The sequence below is a fragment of the uncultured Halopseudomonas sp. genome (assembly GCF_963977355.1).
Lineage (GTDB): Bacteria > Pseudomonadota > Gammaproteobacteria > Pseudomonadales > Pseudomonadaceae > Halopseudomonas.
Map to the genome: position 1 here is coordinate 138,658 of NZ_CAXBOV010000002.1, position 15,982 is coordinate 154,639.

Below are 15,982 nucleotides of genomic sequence, written 5' to 3' on the forward strand. Positions count from 1 at the left end.
GGAGATGGACAGGTGTTGCCGTTTGCTACGTAGGATCAGGTGGGTGGTTCTAGCGGATTTCAATGGCTGGTGAGGCAAGGCCGTTGCGGTGATCACATGACTTCCCGCTCAAAAGCCGGATAATGGCGTCCAATTCGTCCCGCTCGTTATTCTGGTGCCCCCATGGAAATCAAGGTCAACTTTCTCGACAACCTCCGGCTTGAAGCCAAGTTCGATGACTTCACGGTGGTGTCCGACCAGCCTATCCGCTACAAGGGTGATGGCTCCGCGCCGGGGCCGTTTGATTACTTTCTGGCGTCCTCTGCATTGTGCGCAGCCTATTTTGTAAAGCTGTACTGCAATACTCGCAATATTCCCACCGACAACATTCGCCTGTCGCAGAACAATATCGTAGATCCGGAAAACCGCTACAACCAGATATTCAAGATTCAGGTCGAGCTGCCAGCGGATATTTCCGACAAGGACCGCCAGGGAATCCTGCGCTCCATCGACCGTTGTACGGTCAAGAAGGTGGTGCAGACCGGCCCTGAGTTCGTGATCGAGGAAGTGGAAAATCTGGACGCCGATGCCCAGTCACTGCTGATGCCCATAGGCACAGAGGGTGAGGGCACGCGTATTCTTGGCAAGGATCTGCCGCTGGAGCAGACCATCGCCAATATGTCGGGCATCCTCGCGGACCTGGGCATGAAGATCGAGATCGCCTCCTGGCGCAATATCGTGCCCAATGTCTGGTCGCTGCATATCCGTGATGCCCAGTCGCCGCTGTGTTTTACCAACGGCAAGGGCGCGACCAAGGAAGCCGCGCTGGCCTCGGCGCTGGGCGAGTTTATCGAGCGGCTGAACTGCAACTTCTTTTATAACGATCAGTTCTGGGGTGAAGACATTGCTAACGCAGCGTTTGTTCATTATCCGAACGAACGCTGGTTCAAGCCGGGCGCAAAGGACGCGCTGCCCAAGGGGCTACTTGATGACTACTGTCTGGAGATCTATAACCCGGAGGGCGAGCTGCGCGCCTCACACCTGATCGACACCAACTCGGGCAATGTTGCACGCGGTATCTGCGCGCTGCCCTATGTGCGCCAGTCCGACGGTGAAGCGGTGTACTTCCCCTCCAACCTGATCGAGAACCTGTTTCTCAGTAACGGCATGAGCGCGGGTAACACTCTGGTTGAGGCGCAGGTGCAGTGCCTGTCGGAAATATTCGAACGCGCGGTCAAGCGCGAGATCCTCGAGGGCGAAATCGCCTTGCCCGATGTGCCGCAGGAGGTCATAGCCAAGTACCCCGCGATTCTGGCGGGTATTCAGGGCCTGGAAGAGCAGGGTTTCCCGATATTGGTGAAGGACGCCTCGCTGGGTGGCGAATTCCCGGTGATGTGCGTCACCCTGATGAACCCACGCACCGGAGGGGTGTTTGCCTCCTTTGGCGCGCACCCGAGCCTTGAAGTAGCCCTGGAGCGCAGCCTCACCGAGCTGCTGCAGGGGCGCAGTTTTGAAGGATTGAACGACCTGCCGCAGCCGACCTTCGAGAGCCAGGCCGTGACCGAGCCGAACAATTTTGTCGAGCACTTTATCGATTCCAGTGGTGTGGTCTCCTGGCGCTTTTTCAGCTCCCGGTCTGACTATGAGTTTGTCGAGTGGGACTTCTCTGGAGAGGGCGCAGACTCCACCGCCCAGGAAGCCGACACGCTGTTTGGAATCCTCGAGGAGCTGGGCAAGGAAGTGTACATGGCGGTCTATGACGACCTGGGCGCCACTGCTTGCCGCATCCTTGTGCCGGGATATTCCGAGGTATACCCGGTCGACGATCTGATCTGGGACAACACCAACAAGGCGTTGTACTTTCGCGAAGACATTCTCAACCTGCACAGCCTGGATGAAGACCAGCTGCAGGATCTGGTCGAGCGGCTGGAAGAAAGTGAGCTGGATGATTACACCGACATCAAGACGCTGATCGGCATCGAGTTTGATGACAATACCGTCTGGGGCCAACTGACGATTCTGGAGTTGAAGGCGCTTATTTACCTCGCTCTCGAGCAGTTTGATGAGGCCAAGGAGCTGATCGAAACCTTCCTGCAGTTCAATGACAACACGGTCGAGCGCGGTCTGTTCTATCAGGCGGTCAACGTGGTGCTGGAGGTGCTGCTGGATGACGAGCTGGAGCTTGCCGACTTTGAGCGCAACTTCCGTCGCATGTTCGGTGATGCGCGCATGGATGCCGCGCTTGGTTCCACCAACGGCAGCCTGCGCTTTTTCGGGCTCACGCCCACCAATACCCAGCTTGACGGGCTGGATCGTCACCTGCGGCTTATCGAAAGCTACAAAAAGTTGCATGCCCGGCGCGCGAGTGCGGCTGGTACAAAGGGTTAGAGCGCTAGCTGACGGGAAGACCACCCGGCACGTGCTGGCGTGGTCCATCCGAAGGCGAATTGCATTCGGATTGTCGGGCGCATTTTGCCGCGTCGATATATCATGCGCCACCGCAACTTTCGCATCAGGCCATCATGCCCAGCAACGCCATCTATACCGACCTGTCGGCTTACTACGATTTGATGTGCGCAGATATCGATTACCGGGCGCAAAGCCACTGTACTCATAGGCTGCAGCAGCTTTTGGGCAATGGTGGTAAAAGTCACCTCGATCTGGCCTGTGGTACCGGACCACATGTACGGCATCTGCTTGATGCGGGCTATCAGAGTAGCGGCCTGGACATCAATCAGCCCATGCTGGATCAGGCGCTGATTCGCTGTCCGCAAGCACAGTTCTCTCTGCAGGATATGTGCAGCTTTACGGTCGAGCAGCCGGTGGATCTGATTACCTGTTTTCTGTATTCCATCCATTACAGCGCATGCATTGAGCGGCTCAAGGCGTGCATCGCCAGTGTGCACGGCGCCCTGGTCAGCGGCGGCCTGTTCTGCTTCAACGCAGTCGACAAAGACAGGATCGACAATGACTCCTATATGTCGCACACGGTCAGCGACACCGACGGTCAGCTGAACTTCAGTTCCGGTTGGCACTATTCGGGGGAAGGGGAGCAGCAGTCGCTAAAACTGCGAATTGAAAGAACCGCTGCGAACGTGAGCCAGATCTGGCGCGATCAGCATGCAATGGTGGCGGTAACTGTTACTGAGCTGACTGCGTTCTTGGAGCCGTACTTTGAAGTGCATGTGCTTGAGCACGATTATGAGACGATTTCTCCGTGGGACGGGGCATCGGGCAATGTGCTATTTGCCTGTGTAAGGAAATAGCTGACACGGCGCGAGATGTTCGCGCCGGTTGTCGAGTTTGTGAGTAGTTTCTGTCAGTCCTGAATGGCGTCGGAAAACTGGCCAATGGCACCGACCACACGCTGCGCCTCGTCACGAATCTTCAGCATGACTTCGCCAGCCTTGTTGGCCAATTGCACCCCTTGTTCAGATTTGGCTTTGCTTTCACTCATGCCGCTCACCGCGTGTTGAGCCAGCTCCATGTTTTTCAGAACCACGTCGTTGATTTCTAGGGTGGCCTGGCTGGTGCGGGCTGCCAGATTTCGGACTTCATCGGCCACCACAGCGAATCCGCGACCCTGTTCACCGGCCCGTGCAGCTTCGATAGCCGCGTTGAGGGCCAAGAGGTTGGTTTGCTCGGCGATGCCACGAATGACCTGGACGATGCTGTTGATTCGCTCGGATTGGTTGCCCAGGGCATTGATATGACCTGATACCTGTTCCAGCTCTGATGCTATGGATCGCACGACCTCAACCGTGGCCTGAACTGTGTCGGTACCCTGGCGAGCGCTTTCATCTGTTTCCGCAGCGATGTCGAAGGCCAGCTTGGCTGCAGCAGATTCGGCATGCCGACTTTCAACCTGGCTTGTGATGTCACTGGCGAATTTCACCACGCCGTAGAGCTTGCCGCTGTTGTCATAGAGGGGGTTGTAGGTAGCCCGCAGCCAGACTGTCTGGCCGTCACGGGTGACGCGCTTGAAGCGGTCGGACAGGTATTCGCCCTTGTTCAGGCGCTGCCAGGCCAACTGGTAATCGGTACTGGCAAAGGTTTCAGCATCACAGAAGATTCGGTGGTGTTTGCCTTTTACGTCGTCGAGCCGATAGCCCATGGTATTGAGGAAGTTGTCGTTGGCTTCGACAATGTGTCCATCCAGGGTGAACTCGATCACCGCCATTGATCGATTGATGGCGTTAAGCAGGCTTTTGTGCTCCTGCTCGGCCTTCATTGCATGGGTAATGTCGGTAGCGATTTTTATGACCTTGCTGACTTTACCGTGCTGGTCCGTAACTGGGATATAGCTTGCCTCAAGCCATATCGGGCGACCGCCCTTGGCCAGACGCATGAATCTGTCGCTGAAGCTCTCACCCTGGGCAAGTCGTTGCCAGAAACGCTGATACTCGTTGCTGCGCGCCAGCTCTGGTGTGCAAAACAGGCTGTGTTGGTTGCCCAGGACTTCTTCCGAGTTGTAGCCGACTACCTGAAGAAACAGCGGGTTTGCTGTGAGGATCTTCCCGGTTGGGGAGAACTCGATCATTGCCATGGTATGGCTGATCGCATTCACGATCTGGTTTTGAATGGCCAGTTGTTGTTGGCTTTGTTCAAGTGCATCGCGAACACGTGATCCAAACATGGATACCTCAGCGTTGATAGGGTGTATTGGTCCGTTATCGGCAGGCAGTTTAAGTTCTGAAGCTCGTAAAAGTGTTTTGCGAAGCTCTAGCGCGGTGAATAGAAAGCAACTCGGAACCTACGGAAAGCGTTTCATAGCACCGGCCCGAATGGCCCGGTGCTATGTCATCTTGGGTGTCATCAGCCAAGTGCGAAGATGGTCAATCCCAGCTCAATGCTCCGCCGGTCTGATACTCGATAACCCGCGTTTCGAAGAAGTTCTTCTCCTTCTTCAAATCCATTATTTCGCTCATCCAGGGGAAGGGGTTGACCGTGCCCGGGTACTCTTCCTTTAGACCGATCTGGGTCAGGCGGCGGTTGGCGATGAATTTGAGGTAATCCTCCATCATTCCCGCGTTCATACCCAGCACGCCGCGGGGCATGGTGTCGCGCGCGTATTCGATTTCCAGCTGGGTGCCTTGCAGGATCATCTGCGTGGCTTCGTCCTTCATACTGGCATCCCACAGATGCGGATTCTCGATCTTGATCTGGTTGATCACATCGATGCCGAAATTCAGGTGCATGGACTCGTCGCGCAGGATGTACTGGAACTGTTCAGCCACGCCAGTCATCTTGTTGCGACGGCCCATGGACAGGATCTGGGTGAACCCGCAATAAAAGAAAACGCCTTCCAGAACGCAGTAGTAGGCGATCAGGTTGCGCAGCAACTCCTTGTCGGTTTCGACCGTGCCGGTATTAAAGGTCGGATCGGAAATCGACTTGGTGTACTTGAGCCCCCAGGCGGCTTTTTTCGCGACCGAGGGTATCTCGTGGTACATGTTGAAGATCTCGCCTTCATCCATGCCCAGCGACTCGATGCAGTACTGGTAGGCGTGGGTGTGGATCGCCTCTTCAAAGGCCTGGCGAAGAATGTACTGGCGGCACTCGGGGTTGGTGATCAGGCGGTAGACGGCCAGCACCAGATTGTTGGCCACCAGGGAATCGGCGGTGGAGAAGAAGCCCAGGTTGCGTTTGACGATGCGACGCTCGTCGTCGGTCAGGCCCTCGGGGTTTTTCCACAGGGCGATGTCGGCGGTCATGTTGACCTCTTGCGGCATCCAGTGGTTGGAGCAGCCGTCCAGGTACTTCTGCCAGGCCCACTCGTACTTGAATGGGACGAGCTGATTGAGATCGGCGCGGCAGTTGATCATGCGCTTGGTGTCGACGCTGACCCGGGCAGCGGAGCCTTCGAGCTCGTCCAGACCTTCCTGCACGTCGAGGGCGTCGAGTGCGGCCTTGGCTCGGGCGATGGCGGCGGAGTCGTCACTGGCAACGTGGCGGGCATTGTCGACTGCGGTGACCGCTTGTTGGTCCAGGTACGAATCTGGCGCATCTGTCGAGGTGGACGACGCTCCCAGCGGCGGAGTGTTGGTGGTTTCTGGTGTGTCTAGTTCATCCCAGCTGAGCATGGTTGGCTCCCTTTGGTCTTAGCTTCAAGCGGCGGGCTTCAAGCTTCAAATTGTCTTTGTTTGCGGCTCGATTTGCGCTTGGCGCTGGATCGTAGCTGCGGTGTCGGTTGTCTTGTTCCGGTGTTGGGCCGTTAGTCCGCTTGGATTCCCGCCTTCTCGGGAATGACGATTCGGGTAATGCGTGCTTCTCGATTCGTCATCCACGCTGGCTAATTGCTCCGTCATCCTCGCGAACGCGGGGATCCATTCGGGTGGGGCTGTATACGCTGTGCGCAGTGCCAAACCCCTAAGGTCAAAATGGATTCCCGCGTTCGCGGGAATGACGGGAACAGGAGTCACTGGCACGCCTCACAGTCCGGCTCATCTATCGAGCAGGCCTTGGGAACCGGGGCCGGGCCGGCGGCACTCAAACCAGCGGGAGCGCCACTGGATACCGCATTGAGCTTGCCGGTTTCCACTGTCGACTTCTCGGTGCTGGTGGCGGCGAGGGCGCGCAGATAGTAGGTGGTTTTCAGGCCGCGATACCAGGCCATGCGGTAAGTCACATCCAAGGCTTTACCCGAGGCACCGGCAATATAGAGGTTGAGCGATTGGGCCTGGTCGATCCATTTCTGGCGGCGGCTGGCGGCTTCTACGATCCACTTGGTTTCCACTTCAAATGCGGTGGCGTACAGGGCTTTCAGGTCCGCTGGGACGCGTTCGATCTGCTGGACTGAGCCGTCATAGAACTTCAGATCGTTGACCATGACCGGATCCCAGAGCTTACGTGCCTTGAGGTCGCGCACTAGGTAGGGGTTGATCACGGTGAATTCGCCGGAGAGGTTCGATTTGACGTAAAGGTTCTGGTACGTGGGCTCGATCGACTGGGAAACGCCGGTAATGTTTGCGATGGTTGCGGTCGGGGCGATGGCCATGATGTTGGAGTTGCGGATGCCTTGCTTGGCGCGCTGACGCAAGGGCTCCCAGTCCAGCGTCTGGCTGCGGTCGACTTCAATGTATTTGGCGCCGCGCTGCTCGGTCAGAATGTCCAGGGAGTCCAACGGAAGGATGCCCTGGCTCCACAGGGAGCCCTGGAAGCTGGAGTAGCTGCCGCGCTCCTCGGCCAGGTCGCAGGAAGCCTGGATGGCGTAGTAGCTGACCGCCTCCATGGAGTTGTCGGCGAACTCGACGGCCGCGTCCGAACCGTAGGCGATGTGCTGCAGGTAAAGCGCATCCTGAAAGCCCATGATGCCCAGGCCCACGGGGCGATGCTTGAGGTTTGAATTGCGCGCCTGCGGCACCGAGTAGTAATTGATATCGATGACGTTATCCAGCATGCGCACGGCTGTCTTTACCGTGGCGGCGAGCTTGGCGGTATCCAGCTTGCCGTCGACGATGTGCTGCGGCAGGTTGATCGAGCCCAGGTTGCACACGGCGATCTCGTCGGCCGAGGTGTTCAGGGTGATCTCGGTGCACAGGTTGGAGCTGTGGACCACGCCGGCATGCTGCTGCGGGCTCCGCAGATTGCATGCATCCTTGAAGGTGAGCCATGGGTGGCCTGTTTCGAACAGCATGCTGAGCATCTTGCGCCACAGGTCGCGTGCCTTGATGGTTTTGTGCAGCTTGAGCTTGCCGTACTCGATCAGCGCCTCGTAGTACTCGTAACGCTCCTCGAAGGCCTTGCCTGTCAGGTCGTGCAGGTCGGGCGTGTCGGACGGGGAAAACAGGGTCCACATGCCGTCGTCGAATACACGCTTCATGAACAGGTCGGGAATCCAGTTCGCGGTGTTCATGTCGTGGGTGCGGCGACGGTCGTCACCGGTGTTCTTGCGCAGTTCGAGGAATTCCTCGATGTCCAGATGCCAGGTTTCTAGGTAGGCGCAGACCGCGCCCTTGCGCTTGCCACCCTGGTTGACGGCCACGGCCGTGTCGTTGACCACCTTGAGAAAGGGCACAACGCCCTGGCTCTTGCCGTTGGTGCCCTTGATGTAAGCGCCGAGAGCGCGCACGGGGGTCCAGTCGTTGCCCAGGCCGCCAGCAAATTTGCTCAGCATGGCGTTGTCGTGAATGGCGTGATAGATGCCGGAGAGTTCGTCAGGCACGGTGGTCAGGTAACAGCTCGACAATTGCGGACGCAGGGTGCCGGCGTTGAATAGCGTGGGTGTGGAAGCCATGTAGTCGAAGCTGGATAGCAGCTTGTAGAACTCCACTGCGCGGGCGTTGCGGTCGGCTTCTTCGATGGCCAGGCCCATGGCAACACGCATAAAGAATATTTGCGGTAGCTCGAAACGCACGCCATCACTGTGGATGAAGTAACGGTCGTACAGGGTCTGCAGACCCAGATAGGAAAACTGCTTGTCGCGGCTGTGATCCAGCGCTTGGCCAAGTGCTTCCAGATCGAATTCCTTCAGGCGCGGGTCGAGCAGTTCATGCTCGACGCCAAAATCGATATAGGCGGGTAGGGCACGGGCATACATCTCGGCCATATCGCCGTGGGTGGCACTTTCGGCCACATCCAGAAAGCTCAGAGCCTCGGTGCGCAGGTTGTCGAGCAGCAGGCGGGCAGTGACGTGGCTGTAGTTCGGCTCGCGCTCGACCAGTGTGCGCGCAGTCATGACCAGGGCAGTATTCACATCCTGTTGGGTGACGCCGTCGTACAGGTTCTTCAGGGTTTCGCGCTCGATCAGCTTGGCATCCACTTCGGCCAAACCTTCGCAGGCTTCGTCGATGATGGTGTGCAATCGACCCAGGTCCAGGGGCTGGCGGCTGCCGTCGGGAAGGGTAATGTTAAGGGTCGGATGCGCCTCAACCGGCTGACGAGCCTGGCGCTGGCGTGAATGCTCCTCACGGTAGAGCACGTAGGCGCGGGCGACTTTCTGCTCACCGGAGCGCATCAATGCCAGCTCTACCTGGTCCTGGATCTCTTCGATATGCAGGGTGCCGCCGGAGGGCATCCGGCGCTTGAAGGTGGCGGTGATGGTTTCAGCCAGTTGATTCACTGTCTGATGGATACGACTTGAGGCGGCTGCTTGTCCGCCCTCTACTGCAAGAAAGGCTTTGGTGATGGCGACCTTGATCTTGTCATCGGTGTAGCTGACCAGCTTGCCGTTGCGCTTTATGACGCGCATCTGGCCGGGAGCGGTCATCTGTAATTCTGAATCCTGGTCGCCGTGGGAAGTGCTGCCCTGGTGCGAATCGGTGTTGGGGGTGACGGGCGGCATGGTGGGCTGCATTGATGATCTCCTTGGCGAAGCCGATAACACAATATGTAGTGTTCTGCTGTTCAGGATCAGAACCTTGTTCGCTGTACTTCGTCTGCGAACAAAGCTCTGATCCCATATGTAGTGGGTTTGAATTATTGGATCACAAGATAGTGTGTAATTTATGCGGGTGCAAGCCTGTTTTTGTGTATATAAGGCATGGCAGTTTGCCGGGTATTGCCCATTTTTCCAGTAAATTCGGGGTATTCAGGCAGTATTTAACCTCCGATTCACTCAAAAAAAACGTGTGTCGCTACTATATGTAGTGTTTCCTGTTTGTGACCGACGTCGCGCTCTGATGCCGGATAGGTGTTTTGCCGGGGGATTGTTACAATCGCTGCTTTCCGCAGGTAGACAGGTGGGTTGGCAGGCGCATGGCAACTGATAACGAACGCATCCTCATAGTCGAAGACGATCTCAAGCTGGCTGAACTGATTCAGGCATTTTTGCGCTCGCAGGGCCTGGAAGTCGATCTGCTGACCGATGGTGCTGGTGCGGTGGAACATATTCTGGCTGGTAATCCTGACCTGGTAGTACTCGACCTGATGTTGCCGGGTGAGGATGGCCTGTCGATCTGCAAGCGCTTGCGGGGGGCCGGTTACGCACGACCGGTGTTGATGCTCACAGCGCGCAGTGACGATGAAGATCATATTCGTGGGTTGGAGCTGGGGGCTGACGATTACGTCAACAAACCGGTCAGGCCCCAGGTATTGCTTGCTCGTATCAGAGCCTTGCTGCGCCGCAGTCACGACGCCGAGCCCGCCAGCGACGCGCCGGTCAGCCGTCTGACCTTTGGCCCGCTGGTAATCGACAACGCCCGGCGTGAGGCCTGGCTGCGTAATGAGCTGATCGACTTGACCGGGGCAGAGCTTGATCTGTTGTGGTTACTGGCCAGTAATGCTGGGCGTACACTCAGTCGCGAGGAAATTTTCAACGCCCTGCGTGGCATTGAATACGACGGACAGGATCGTTCCATTGATGTGCGCATCTCGCGCATTCGACCCAAGATCGGCGATGATCCCGAGCTGCCGCGCATCATCAAGACGGTGCGTAGCAAGGGCTATCTGTTTGTTGCCGTACAACCCTGACCTGGGCGCCCTGTGAACTCCATTTTCCTGCGCATATACGGCGGCATGCTGCTGATTCTGATCGTGGTGTCGCTACTGGCATTGTTGGGAATCCGTCAGGTGAACGAGTTCCGCGCGGAAACCTACCGGGAAGATATAGCTACCGGCACCTTTCGCCTGATGGCCGACAACCTGGCGCAGATGGAGGGTACCGAGCGGCTACGGGCATTGGCGGCCTGGACGCGCTTGATTGGTGTGCCGCTGCAGTTACGTTCCATTGATCAGCTTGGGCTGGACTCCCGTCAGCTTGCGCACCTGGGTCGTGGTCGGGTGCTGGTCAAACCCTCGGCGCAGAGCCAGGTCAAAGTGTTCAGCCGTGTGGATGAACACACGGTATTGACCACCGAAATTCAGCGCATCACCGAGCAACTTGGCAGGGCGACGCTGTTTCTGCTGGTTGACGAATTGGTACGTCATCCCGAATCGGATATGCCCGAGCGACTGCAACGCCTGCGCAGGGACAAGGACTTCGGCTATACGCTAATGCTCACCCGCATGCGCGAGGCTGATCTGGATGCCGACCAGCGTCGCCGTCTCGAGGAATTTGATACGGTCATGACATTGGGTCCCGATGGCGACTCGGTGTTGCTGTACATGAAGGTGACCGATACCGATTGGGTGTTGCGCCTTGGTCCGCTGTTTCAGATGGAAGATTACCCCAGGGAGCTGCTGCTCATAACCGGCATGCTGGTGCTGACGCTAAGCGGTTTGTTGATCTACTTGCTGGTGCGGCAACTGGAGCGGCGTCTGATTACTCTGGAAGCTGCAGCGATGCTGCTTAGCCATGGCAACCTGGACGCCCGGGTGAACGCCGTGGGTCAGGACTCGGTGGGCCGGGTTGCCAGGGCCTTCAACGATATGGCAAGCCATCTGCAACGCCTTATGAAGATCCAGCAGGAGATGATTGGCGCGGTGTCCCATGAGTTGCGCACGCCTATAGCGCGGCTGCGGTTTGGTCTGGAGATGGTAGAAACCTCCAAGGACGACAAGGACATTGTCCATTATGTGCAAGGGATGGATGCCGATCTTAGTGAGCTTGACCTGTTGGTTGATGAGATTCTGACCTACGCACGCCTGGAGCAGGGCGCTCCAGCGCTCGGCATGGTGCTGCTTGATGTACCTGCGCTGATTGACCGAGTGGTGCAGGAGCTGGCGCCACTGAATCAGGAAGTGGTTATCGAAGTTGAAGACAACAGTTACGGGCGGGCGATCGCAGTTGAGGCCGAGCAGCGTTACCTGACCCGGGCAATCAGTAATCTGATTACCAATGCCATGCGTCATGCCAGTAGCCGCGTGCGGGTATCATGCCGTGTGGTCTACGGGCGCTGTGTGGTCAGCGTCGAAGACGACGGTCCGGGTATTGATGAGCAATCACGCGAGAAGATCTTTACGCCCTTTATGCGTCTGGACGACAGTCGTACCCGGGCTTCTGGTGGCTATGGCCTGGGGTTGTCGATTGTACGTCGGGTGATGTACTGGCATGGCGGAACGGCACGTGCCGGCGAGTCTGCCGCCCTCAATGGGGCGGACTTCATTCTGGAGTGGCCACTGCGGCGAGGCTAGCGGGTGTGGCCGTTGACCAATAGACGAAAGGCAGTTTTGGCTGGCTCAGGATCAGGAGTTCGCCCGCAGATCAGGTCGCAGTATATAGCGCCCTCGCCGATGCGAATGATGAAGTAGGCCAGGCTGTCTGCGTCCATTTCGGGGTTGATCAATCCGGCCTGGATCTGATCCTCGAACAGCTTGCGCCATGTCTCGATCAACCTGCTCTGCAGGCCCGATACGTTGGAAGTCAGCAATTGTAGACCCCATTGCGGCTCGGCCCGCATGAAATCGTGCATTGGTTTGGCATTGATCAGCGCCACGTTGATATCGGTATAGATCTGCGCCAGAAAATCAATACCCTTGAGTTTCGGATCTGCCTCAGCCTGCTCTATAGCCTCATCGTAAAGGCGTTTGTATTCAGACCAGAGTATCTCCCCCATAAGCAGGTCCTTGTTGCCTACCCAGCGCATCAGCGTGGCGCGGCCCACTCCCAGCTCCTCAGCGAGCAGCGACAGGTTCAGTCGGCGACCCTCCAACCACCAGCGGCGGGCCATGCGAAAGGCTGTCATGGGTGTGGCGCGTTCATCGGACTTGCGCTGCGACAATGCCAGCGAGAGAGGTGTCGGTTGGTTGCTCATGGTTTCTAATCCGCAAATTGTATGGCTAGATGCATAGTAGCAATAACGATACCAAGATTAGAAGTGTCCCGATGATGAATCATCAACATTTTCATCTTTGCAACGGGTTCTTTATCCTATTCAGATGTAATCAGGTCTGATCCATAAATTGATTCAAGCCATGAATTGATAACTACTCCATCAACGGGATGACCAACTTTTTCGCCTTTTTCTGGCAACCTTCAACCTCGACCGATAAAGGGCATCTTTGTTGCCATGATGGTCATGAACTGGATATTGCTCTCCAAGGGCAAGCTGGCCATCTGTACCACTGCCTGTGCTACCTGCTCCACGTCCATTACCGCTTCAATAGCGATCTCACCATTGGCCTGTGGCACGCCGCGCTGCATGGGCGCAGCCATCTCGGTCGCCGCATTGCCGATGTCAATCTGGCCGCAAGCAATGTTGTAACGACGGCCATCCAGCGAGGTGGATTTAGTCAGCCCGGTCATGGCGTGTTTCGTCGAGGTATAGGGTGCAGAATTGGGCCGTGGAGCGTGGGCGGAAATGGAGCCGTTATTGATGATGCGACCGCCCATCGGTTGTTGGCTCTTCATGATCTTGAAGGCTTGCTGGGTACAGAGAAAGGCGCCGGTCAGGTTGGTCTCGATAGTCGCCTGCCAGTGGGCGAAACTGACGTCTTCCAGTGGTACTGGCGGTGCGCCGGTACCGGCATTGTTGAATAGCACATCCAGCCTTCCAAAGCGCTCGCGGGTAGAAGCAAAAAGCGCTTCAACGGATTCCGGTTTGCGAACATCAGTTACTACTGCAAGGGCATTGTCGCCCATTGGACCAGCAGCCTTGATAGTCTCATTCAGCTGTTCTTCGCGTCGGCCAGCCAGTACCACGGCGTAACCTGCATCAAGCAGGGCAAGGGCGGTAGCGCGGCCAATGCCGCTCCCAGCACCGGTAATCAAAGCGACAGGTCGGTTCTCTGACATTGTTGTTTTCCTTGAATGAACGATGCCAAAGCATACCGCAGATGCAAAAAAGCCGGTTACCCTCGGGTAACCGGCTTCTGCTTGCTGGCGCTTATGGTGCCAGGTGCATTGTGATCAGCAATGGCCGATCAATTGATGCCCTTGCGCTCCACATCCCAGCCGCGGTCAGTACACAGGCCGCAACGGCTGCCGTAGAAGGTGCTCTCGGCATTGCCATCGTTCATCAGGTGGAAGCGGAACCATGCAGTGGAAGGGCCGCGATAGTCTCCAGCGTTACCGATAGGCTCGAAGTGGCTGGCGCTGTTGAGCTCACCCCAGAATACCGGAACGTTAGCATTACGGAATACCGGTGCGGCGTTCAGACCTGGTGAAGCGATAGAGTCACGACCGCCGGTCATCAGGAACATGGGTCCGTTTTGCTGACGCTGGGAGCTGGAGCGGTGGCCCAGACCAATGGTGTAAGGCTGGAAGGGAGCAGTCACGGTCACACGACCGTCACGACCGGCCATAATGGAGCCGCCGCCGCCCTGTGAGTGGCCAGTGCTACCGACTTTATTCACGTTGAGCTTGCCCGCGTATGTGCCTGAGCTACGGCCATTTTGCTGCACAAGATAATCGAGGCAGTCGATCATCTGATCACCGGAGCCGGCGTTGGAGGTGCGAGCCGCAGCGACGACGAAACCATGACTGGCCCAGTGGTTAAGCAGGCTGCCATAGGTGCCAGGTGAAGCGCCGGTGCCATTACCCCAGATGATGATCGGGTGACGACGTCCTTCAGCGCCCAGGGTGCGTGGACGATAAACTGTGCAACTCGGGCCTTCGTTGCCGCTGGTAGTGGCAAAGGGGCCGGAGCGGCTGAAATCGGAAACTGATGGGAAATCGCCACCGCCGCCGGAGGGTGGTGGAGTTGGCGTCGGAGTTGGGGTGTAGGCCATGACGCTGGTAGACATCAATAGGGCAGCGGCAATGCTGGACATTTTAAATGTTGCCATTTTCATAGTGATCTCTCTTCCGTTTGTTTTTGTTAAGGTCACTGAGCCTTTGGCTTATTACCTAATGTCAGGCTCTCAGCGACTTTGAATATAGTCGCGGCAATCCTGTTCAACACTCGCCTATTCGGGTGAAAATTGAGACAGACAAAAATATTGTTACCCATTGGGCCGTTTTTCAGATCAATGTTGGCAGGTAAAAAAAAGGCCAGTCCCCGGGGGGAATGGCCTCTGAACAGCTGCTGTTACTGTGCTATCAGTTAATGCCCTTGCGACGGACTTCCCAGTTACGGTCACCACACAGACGGCAGTTGCTGCCGTAGAACGTGCTCTGGGCGTTGTTGTCGCCCATCAGGTGGAAGCGGAACCAGGCGGTTGAAGGCCCACGGAATCCACCCGCGTTACCCACAGGCTCAAAGTGGCTGGCACCGCGTAACTCACCCCAGAAAACCGGTACGTTGGCATTGTTGAAGACCGGCAGGGCGTTGCTACGGGGCACGGCAATGGTGTCGCTGCTTCCGGTCATCAGGAACATCGGACCATTTTGCTGGCTTTGCGAGCTGCTGCGGTGACCCAGACCGATGGTATAGGGCTGGAACGGGGCGGTTGCAGTTATACGGCCGTCGCGACCGGCCATGATGGAACCACCACCACCCTGGGAGTGACCCGCGGAACCGACACGGTTAACGTTCAGTTTGCCGGCGTAAGTGCCGCTGCTGCGGCCGTTTTCCTGCACAAGGTAATCGAGGCAGTCGATCATCTCGTCGCCGGACCCGGCATTGGAGGTGCGTGCGGCAGCGACGACAAAACCTTGACTGGCCCAATGGGTCAGCAGTGCGCTATAGGTGCTTGGTGAGGCGCCGGTGCCGTTACCCCAGAGAATGATCGGGTGACGACGACCTTGCTCACCGAGTGTGCGCGGGCGGTAGATAGTGCAGTTCGGGCCGGCGTTGCCGCTGGTGGTCGAGAAGGAACCGGAGCGACTGAAATCGGATACGGATGGGAATGCGCTACCTGTGCCTGGATCAGGCGTCGGAGTGGGCGTAGGGCTAGGTGATGGGTTGCTGGCGAGGGCGGTTGCAGAAAGTACTAGGCCGAGGGCCAGACCGGTTAGTTTGAAAGCAGCGGATGCGTTCATGGAGTTACCTGTGGGATATTATTGTTGTTGGTATTGCCTACAGAGCCCAAAGACTGTGTGTCCACAACAGTGCCCTGACGCAGACGAATGTATGCCTCGGTAACGAGATTGAAACTCGCCCAATCGGGTGAATGAATCATTTTTTAGAATTGAGTCATAAAAAACGGGGCCCGAGGGCCCCGTTTTGGTTTGGCGACCGTCTGGCTAGAGCTTTTCAGGGGATGGAGCGACTCGCTACGCGGGCGTCTACCCGCCGAGTATTGA

The 15,982-nt window shown here is 57.1% G+C and carries 11 protein-coding genes; 4 read left to right on the forward strand and 7 right to left on the reverse strand.

Annotation, left to right across the window (positions count from 1 at the left end):
• Positions 1-162 precede the first annotated feature (162 nt).
• Both AAC076_RS01665 and AAC076_RS01670 read left to right on the forward strand, forming a co-directional pair.
• Positions 163-2,367 carry an OsmC domain/YcaO domain-containing protein gene (locus AAC076_RS01665; RefSeq protein ID WP_339842616.1) on the forward strand — a complete coding sequence of 735 codons (2,205 nt, stop codon included), beginning with the start codon at positions 163-165 and terminating at the stop codon, positions 2,365-2,367.
• Between the two features lie 134 nt (positions 2,368-2,501).
• The gene (locus AAC076_RS01670) at positions 2,502-3,245 is read left to right on the forward strand and encodes a class I SAM-dependent methyltransferase (RefSeq protein ID WP_339842617.1); all 744 of its coding nucleotides are present in this window, start codon (positions 2,502-2,504) and stop codon (positions 3,243-3,245) included.
• 53 nt (positions 3,246-3,298) lie between these two features.
• Here the strand turns inward: AAC076_RS01670 and AAC076_RS01675 are convergent, their stop codons facing one another.
• The 3 genes from AAC076_RS01675 to AAC076_RS01685 form a co-directional block, all read right to left on the reverse strand.
• The gene (locus AAC076_RS01675) at positions 3,299-4,615 is read right to left on the reverse strand and encodes a PAS domain-containing methyl-accepting chemotaxis protein (RefSeq protein WP_339842618.1); all 1,317 of its coding nucleotides are present in this window, start codon (positions 4,613-4,615) and stop codon (positions 3,299-3,301) included.
• A gap of 199 nt (positions 4,616-4,814) precedes the next feature.
• On the reverse strand, positions 4,815-6,062 hold the full coding sequence (locus AAC076_RS01680) for a ribonucleotide-diphosphate reductase subunit beta (protein ID WP_339842619.1): 1,248 nt from the start codon (positions 6,060-6,062) through the stop codon (positions 4,815-4,817).
• A 335-nt stretch (positions 6,063-6,397) separates the two neighbouring features.
• Positions 6,398-9,262: a ribonucleoside-diphosphate reductase subunit alpha gene (locus tag AAC076_RS01685; protein ID WP_339842648.1), complete on the reverse strand. Its 2,865-nt coding sequence runs from the start codon at positions 9,260-9,262 to the stop codon at positions 6,398-6,400.
• A gap of 413 nt (positions 9,263-9,675) precedes the next feature.
• Between AAC076_RS01685 and AAC076_RS01690 the strand changes: the two genes are divergently transcribed.
• Both AAC076_RS01690 and AAC076_RS01695 read left to right on the forward strand, forming a co-directional pair.
• Positions 9,676-10,389, forward strand: coding sequence for a response regulator transcription factor (locus AAC076_RS01690; protein WP_339842620.1), 714 nt, complete (start codon positions 9,676-9,678; stop codon positions 10,387-10,389).
• Between the two features lie 12 nt (positions 10,390-10,401).
• Positions 10,402-11,991: an ATP-binding protein gene (locus AAC076_RS01695; protein WP_339842621.1), complete on the forward strand. Its 1,590-nt coding sequence runs from the start codon at positions 10,402-10,404 to the stop codon at positions 11,989-11,991.
• On the opposite strand, the gene AAC076_RS01700 is transcribed toward AAC076_RS01695, so the two are convergent.
• The 4 genes from AAC076_RS01700 to AAC076_RS01715 all read right to left on the reverse strand — a co-directional run bounded on the left by AAC076_RS01700 (position 11,988) and on the right by AAC076_RS01715 (position 15,718).
• Complete coding sequence (locus AAC076_RS01700) at positions 11,988-12,611, reverse strand: QsdR family transcriptional regulator (protein WP_339842622.1); 624 nt, start codon at positions 12,609-12,611, stop codon at positions 11,988-11,990. The genes AAC076_RS01695 and AAC076_RS01700 overlap by 4 nt on opposite strands.
• Positions 12,612-12,832: 221 nt before the next feature.
• Positions 12,833-13,591, reverse strand: coding sequence for an SDR family oxidoreductase (locus AAC076_RS01705; protein ID WP_339842623.1), 759 nt, complete (start codon positions 13,589-13,591; stop codon positions 12,833-12,835).
• Between the two features lie 128 nt (positions 13,592-13,719).
• The gene (locus tag AAC076_RS01710) at positions 13,720-14,583 is read right to left on the reverse strand and encodes an alpha/beta hydrolase (RefSeq protein ID WP_339842649.1); all 864 of its coding nucleotides are present in this window, start codon (positions 14,581-14,583) and stop codon (positions 13,720-13,722) included.
• A 253-nt stretch (positions 14,584-14,836) separates the two neighbouring features.
• Positions 14,837-15,718, reverse strand: a complete 882-nt coding sequence (locus AAC076_RS01715) for an alpha/beta hydrolase (protein ID WP_339842624.1) — start codon at positions 15,716-15,718, stop codon at positions 14,837-14,839.
• Positions 15,719-15,982 lie beyond the last annotated feature (264 nt).

Coding starts and splice junctions, on each gene's coding strand:
- AAC076_RS01670 (WP_339842617.1), top strand. CDS start 2,502: ATGCCCAGCAACGCCATCTATACCGACCTGTCGGCTTACTACGATTTG.
- AAC076_RS01710 (WP_339842649.1), bottom strand. CDS start 14,583: ATGGCAACATTTAAAATGTCCAGCATTGCCGCTGCCCTATTGATGTCT.
- AAC076_RS01675 (WP_339842618.1), bottom strand. CDS start 4,615: ATGTTTGGATCACGTGTTCGCGATGCACTTGAACAAAGCCAACAACAA.
- AAC076_RS01705 (WP_339842623.1), bottom strand. CDS start 13,591: ATGTCAGAGAACCGACCTGTCGCTTTGATTACCGGTGCTGGGAGCGGC.
- AAC076_RS01690 (WP_339842620.1), top strand. CDS start 9,676: ATGGCAACTGATAACGAACGCATCCTCATAGTCGAAGACGATCTCAAG.
- AAC076_RS01700 (WP_339842622.1), bottom strand. CDS start 12,611: ATGAGCAACCAACCGACACCTCTCTCGCTGGCATTGTCGCAGCGCAAG.
- AAC076_RS01680 (WP_339842619.1), bottom strand. CDS start 6,062: ATGCTCAGCTGGGATGAACTAGACACACCAGAAACCACCAACACTCCG.
- AAC076_RS01685 (WP_339842648.1), bottom strand. CDS start 9,262: ATGCCGCCCGTCACCCCCAACACCGATTCGCACCAGGGCAGCACTTCC.
- AAC076_RS01665 (WP_339842616.1), top strand. CDS start 163: ATGGAAATCAAGGTCAACTTTCTCGACAACCTCCGGCTTGAAGCCAAG.
- AAC076_RS01715 (WP_339842624.1), bottom strand. CDS start 15,718: ATGAACGCATCCGCTGCTTTCAAACTAACCGGTCTGGCCCTCGGCCTA.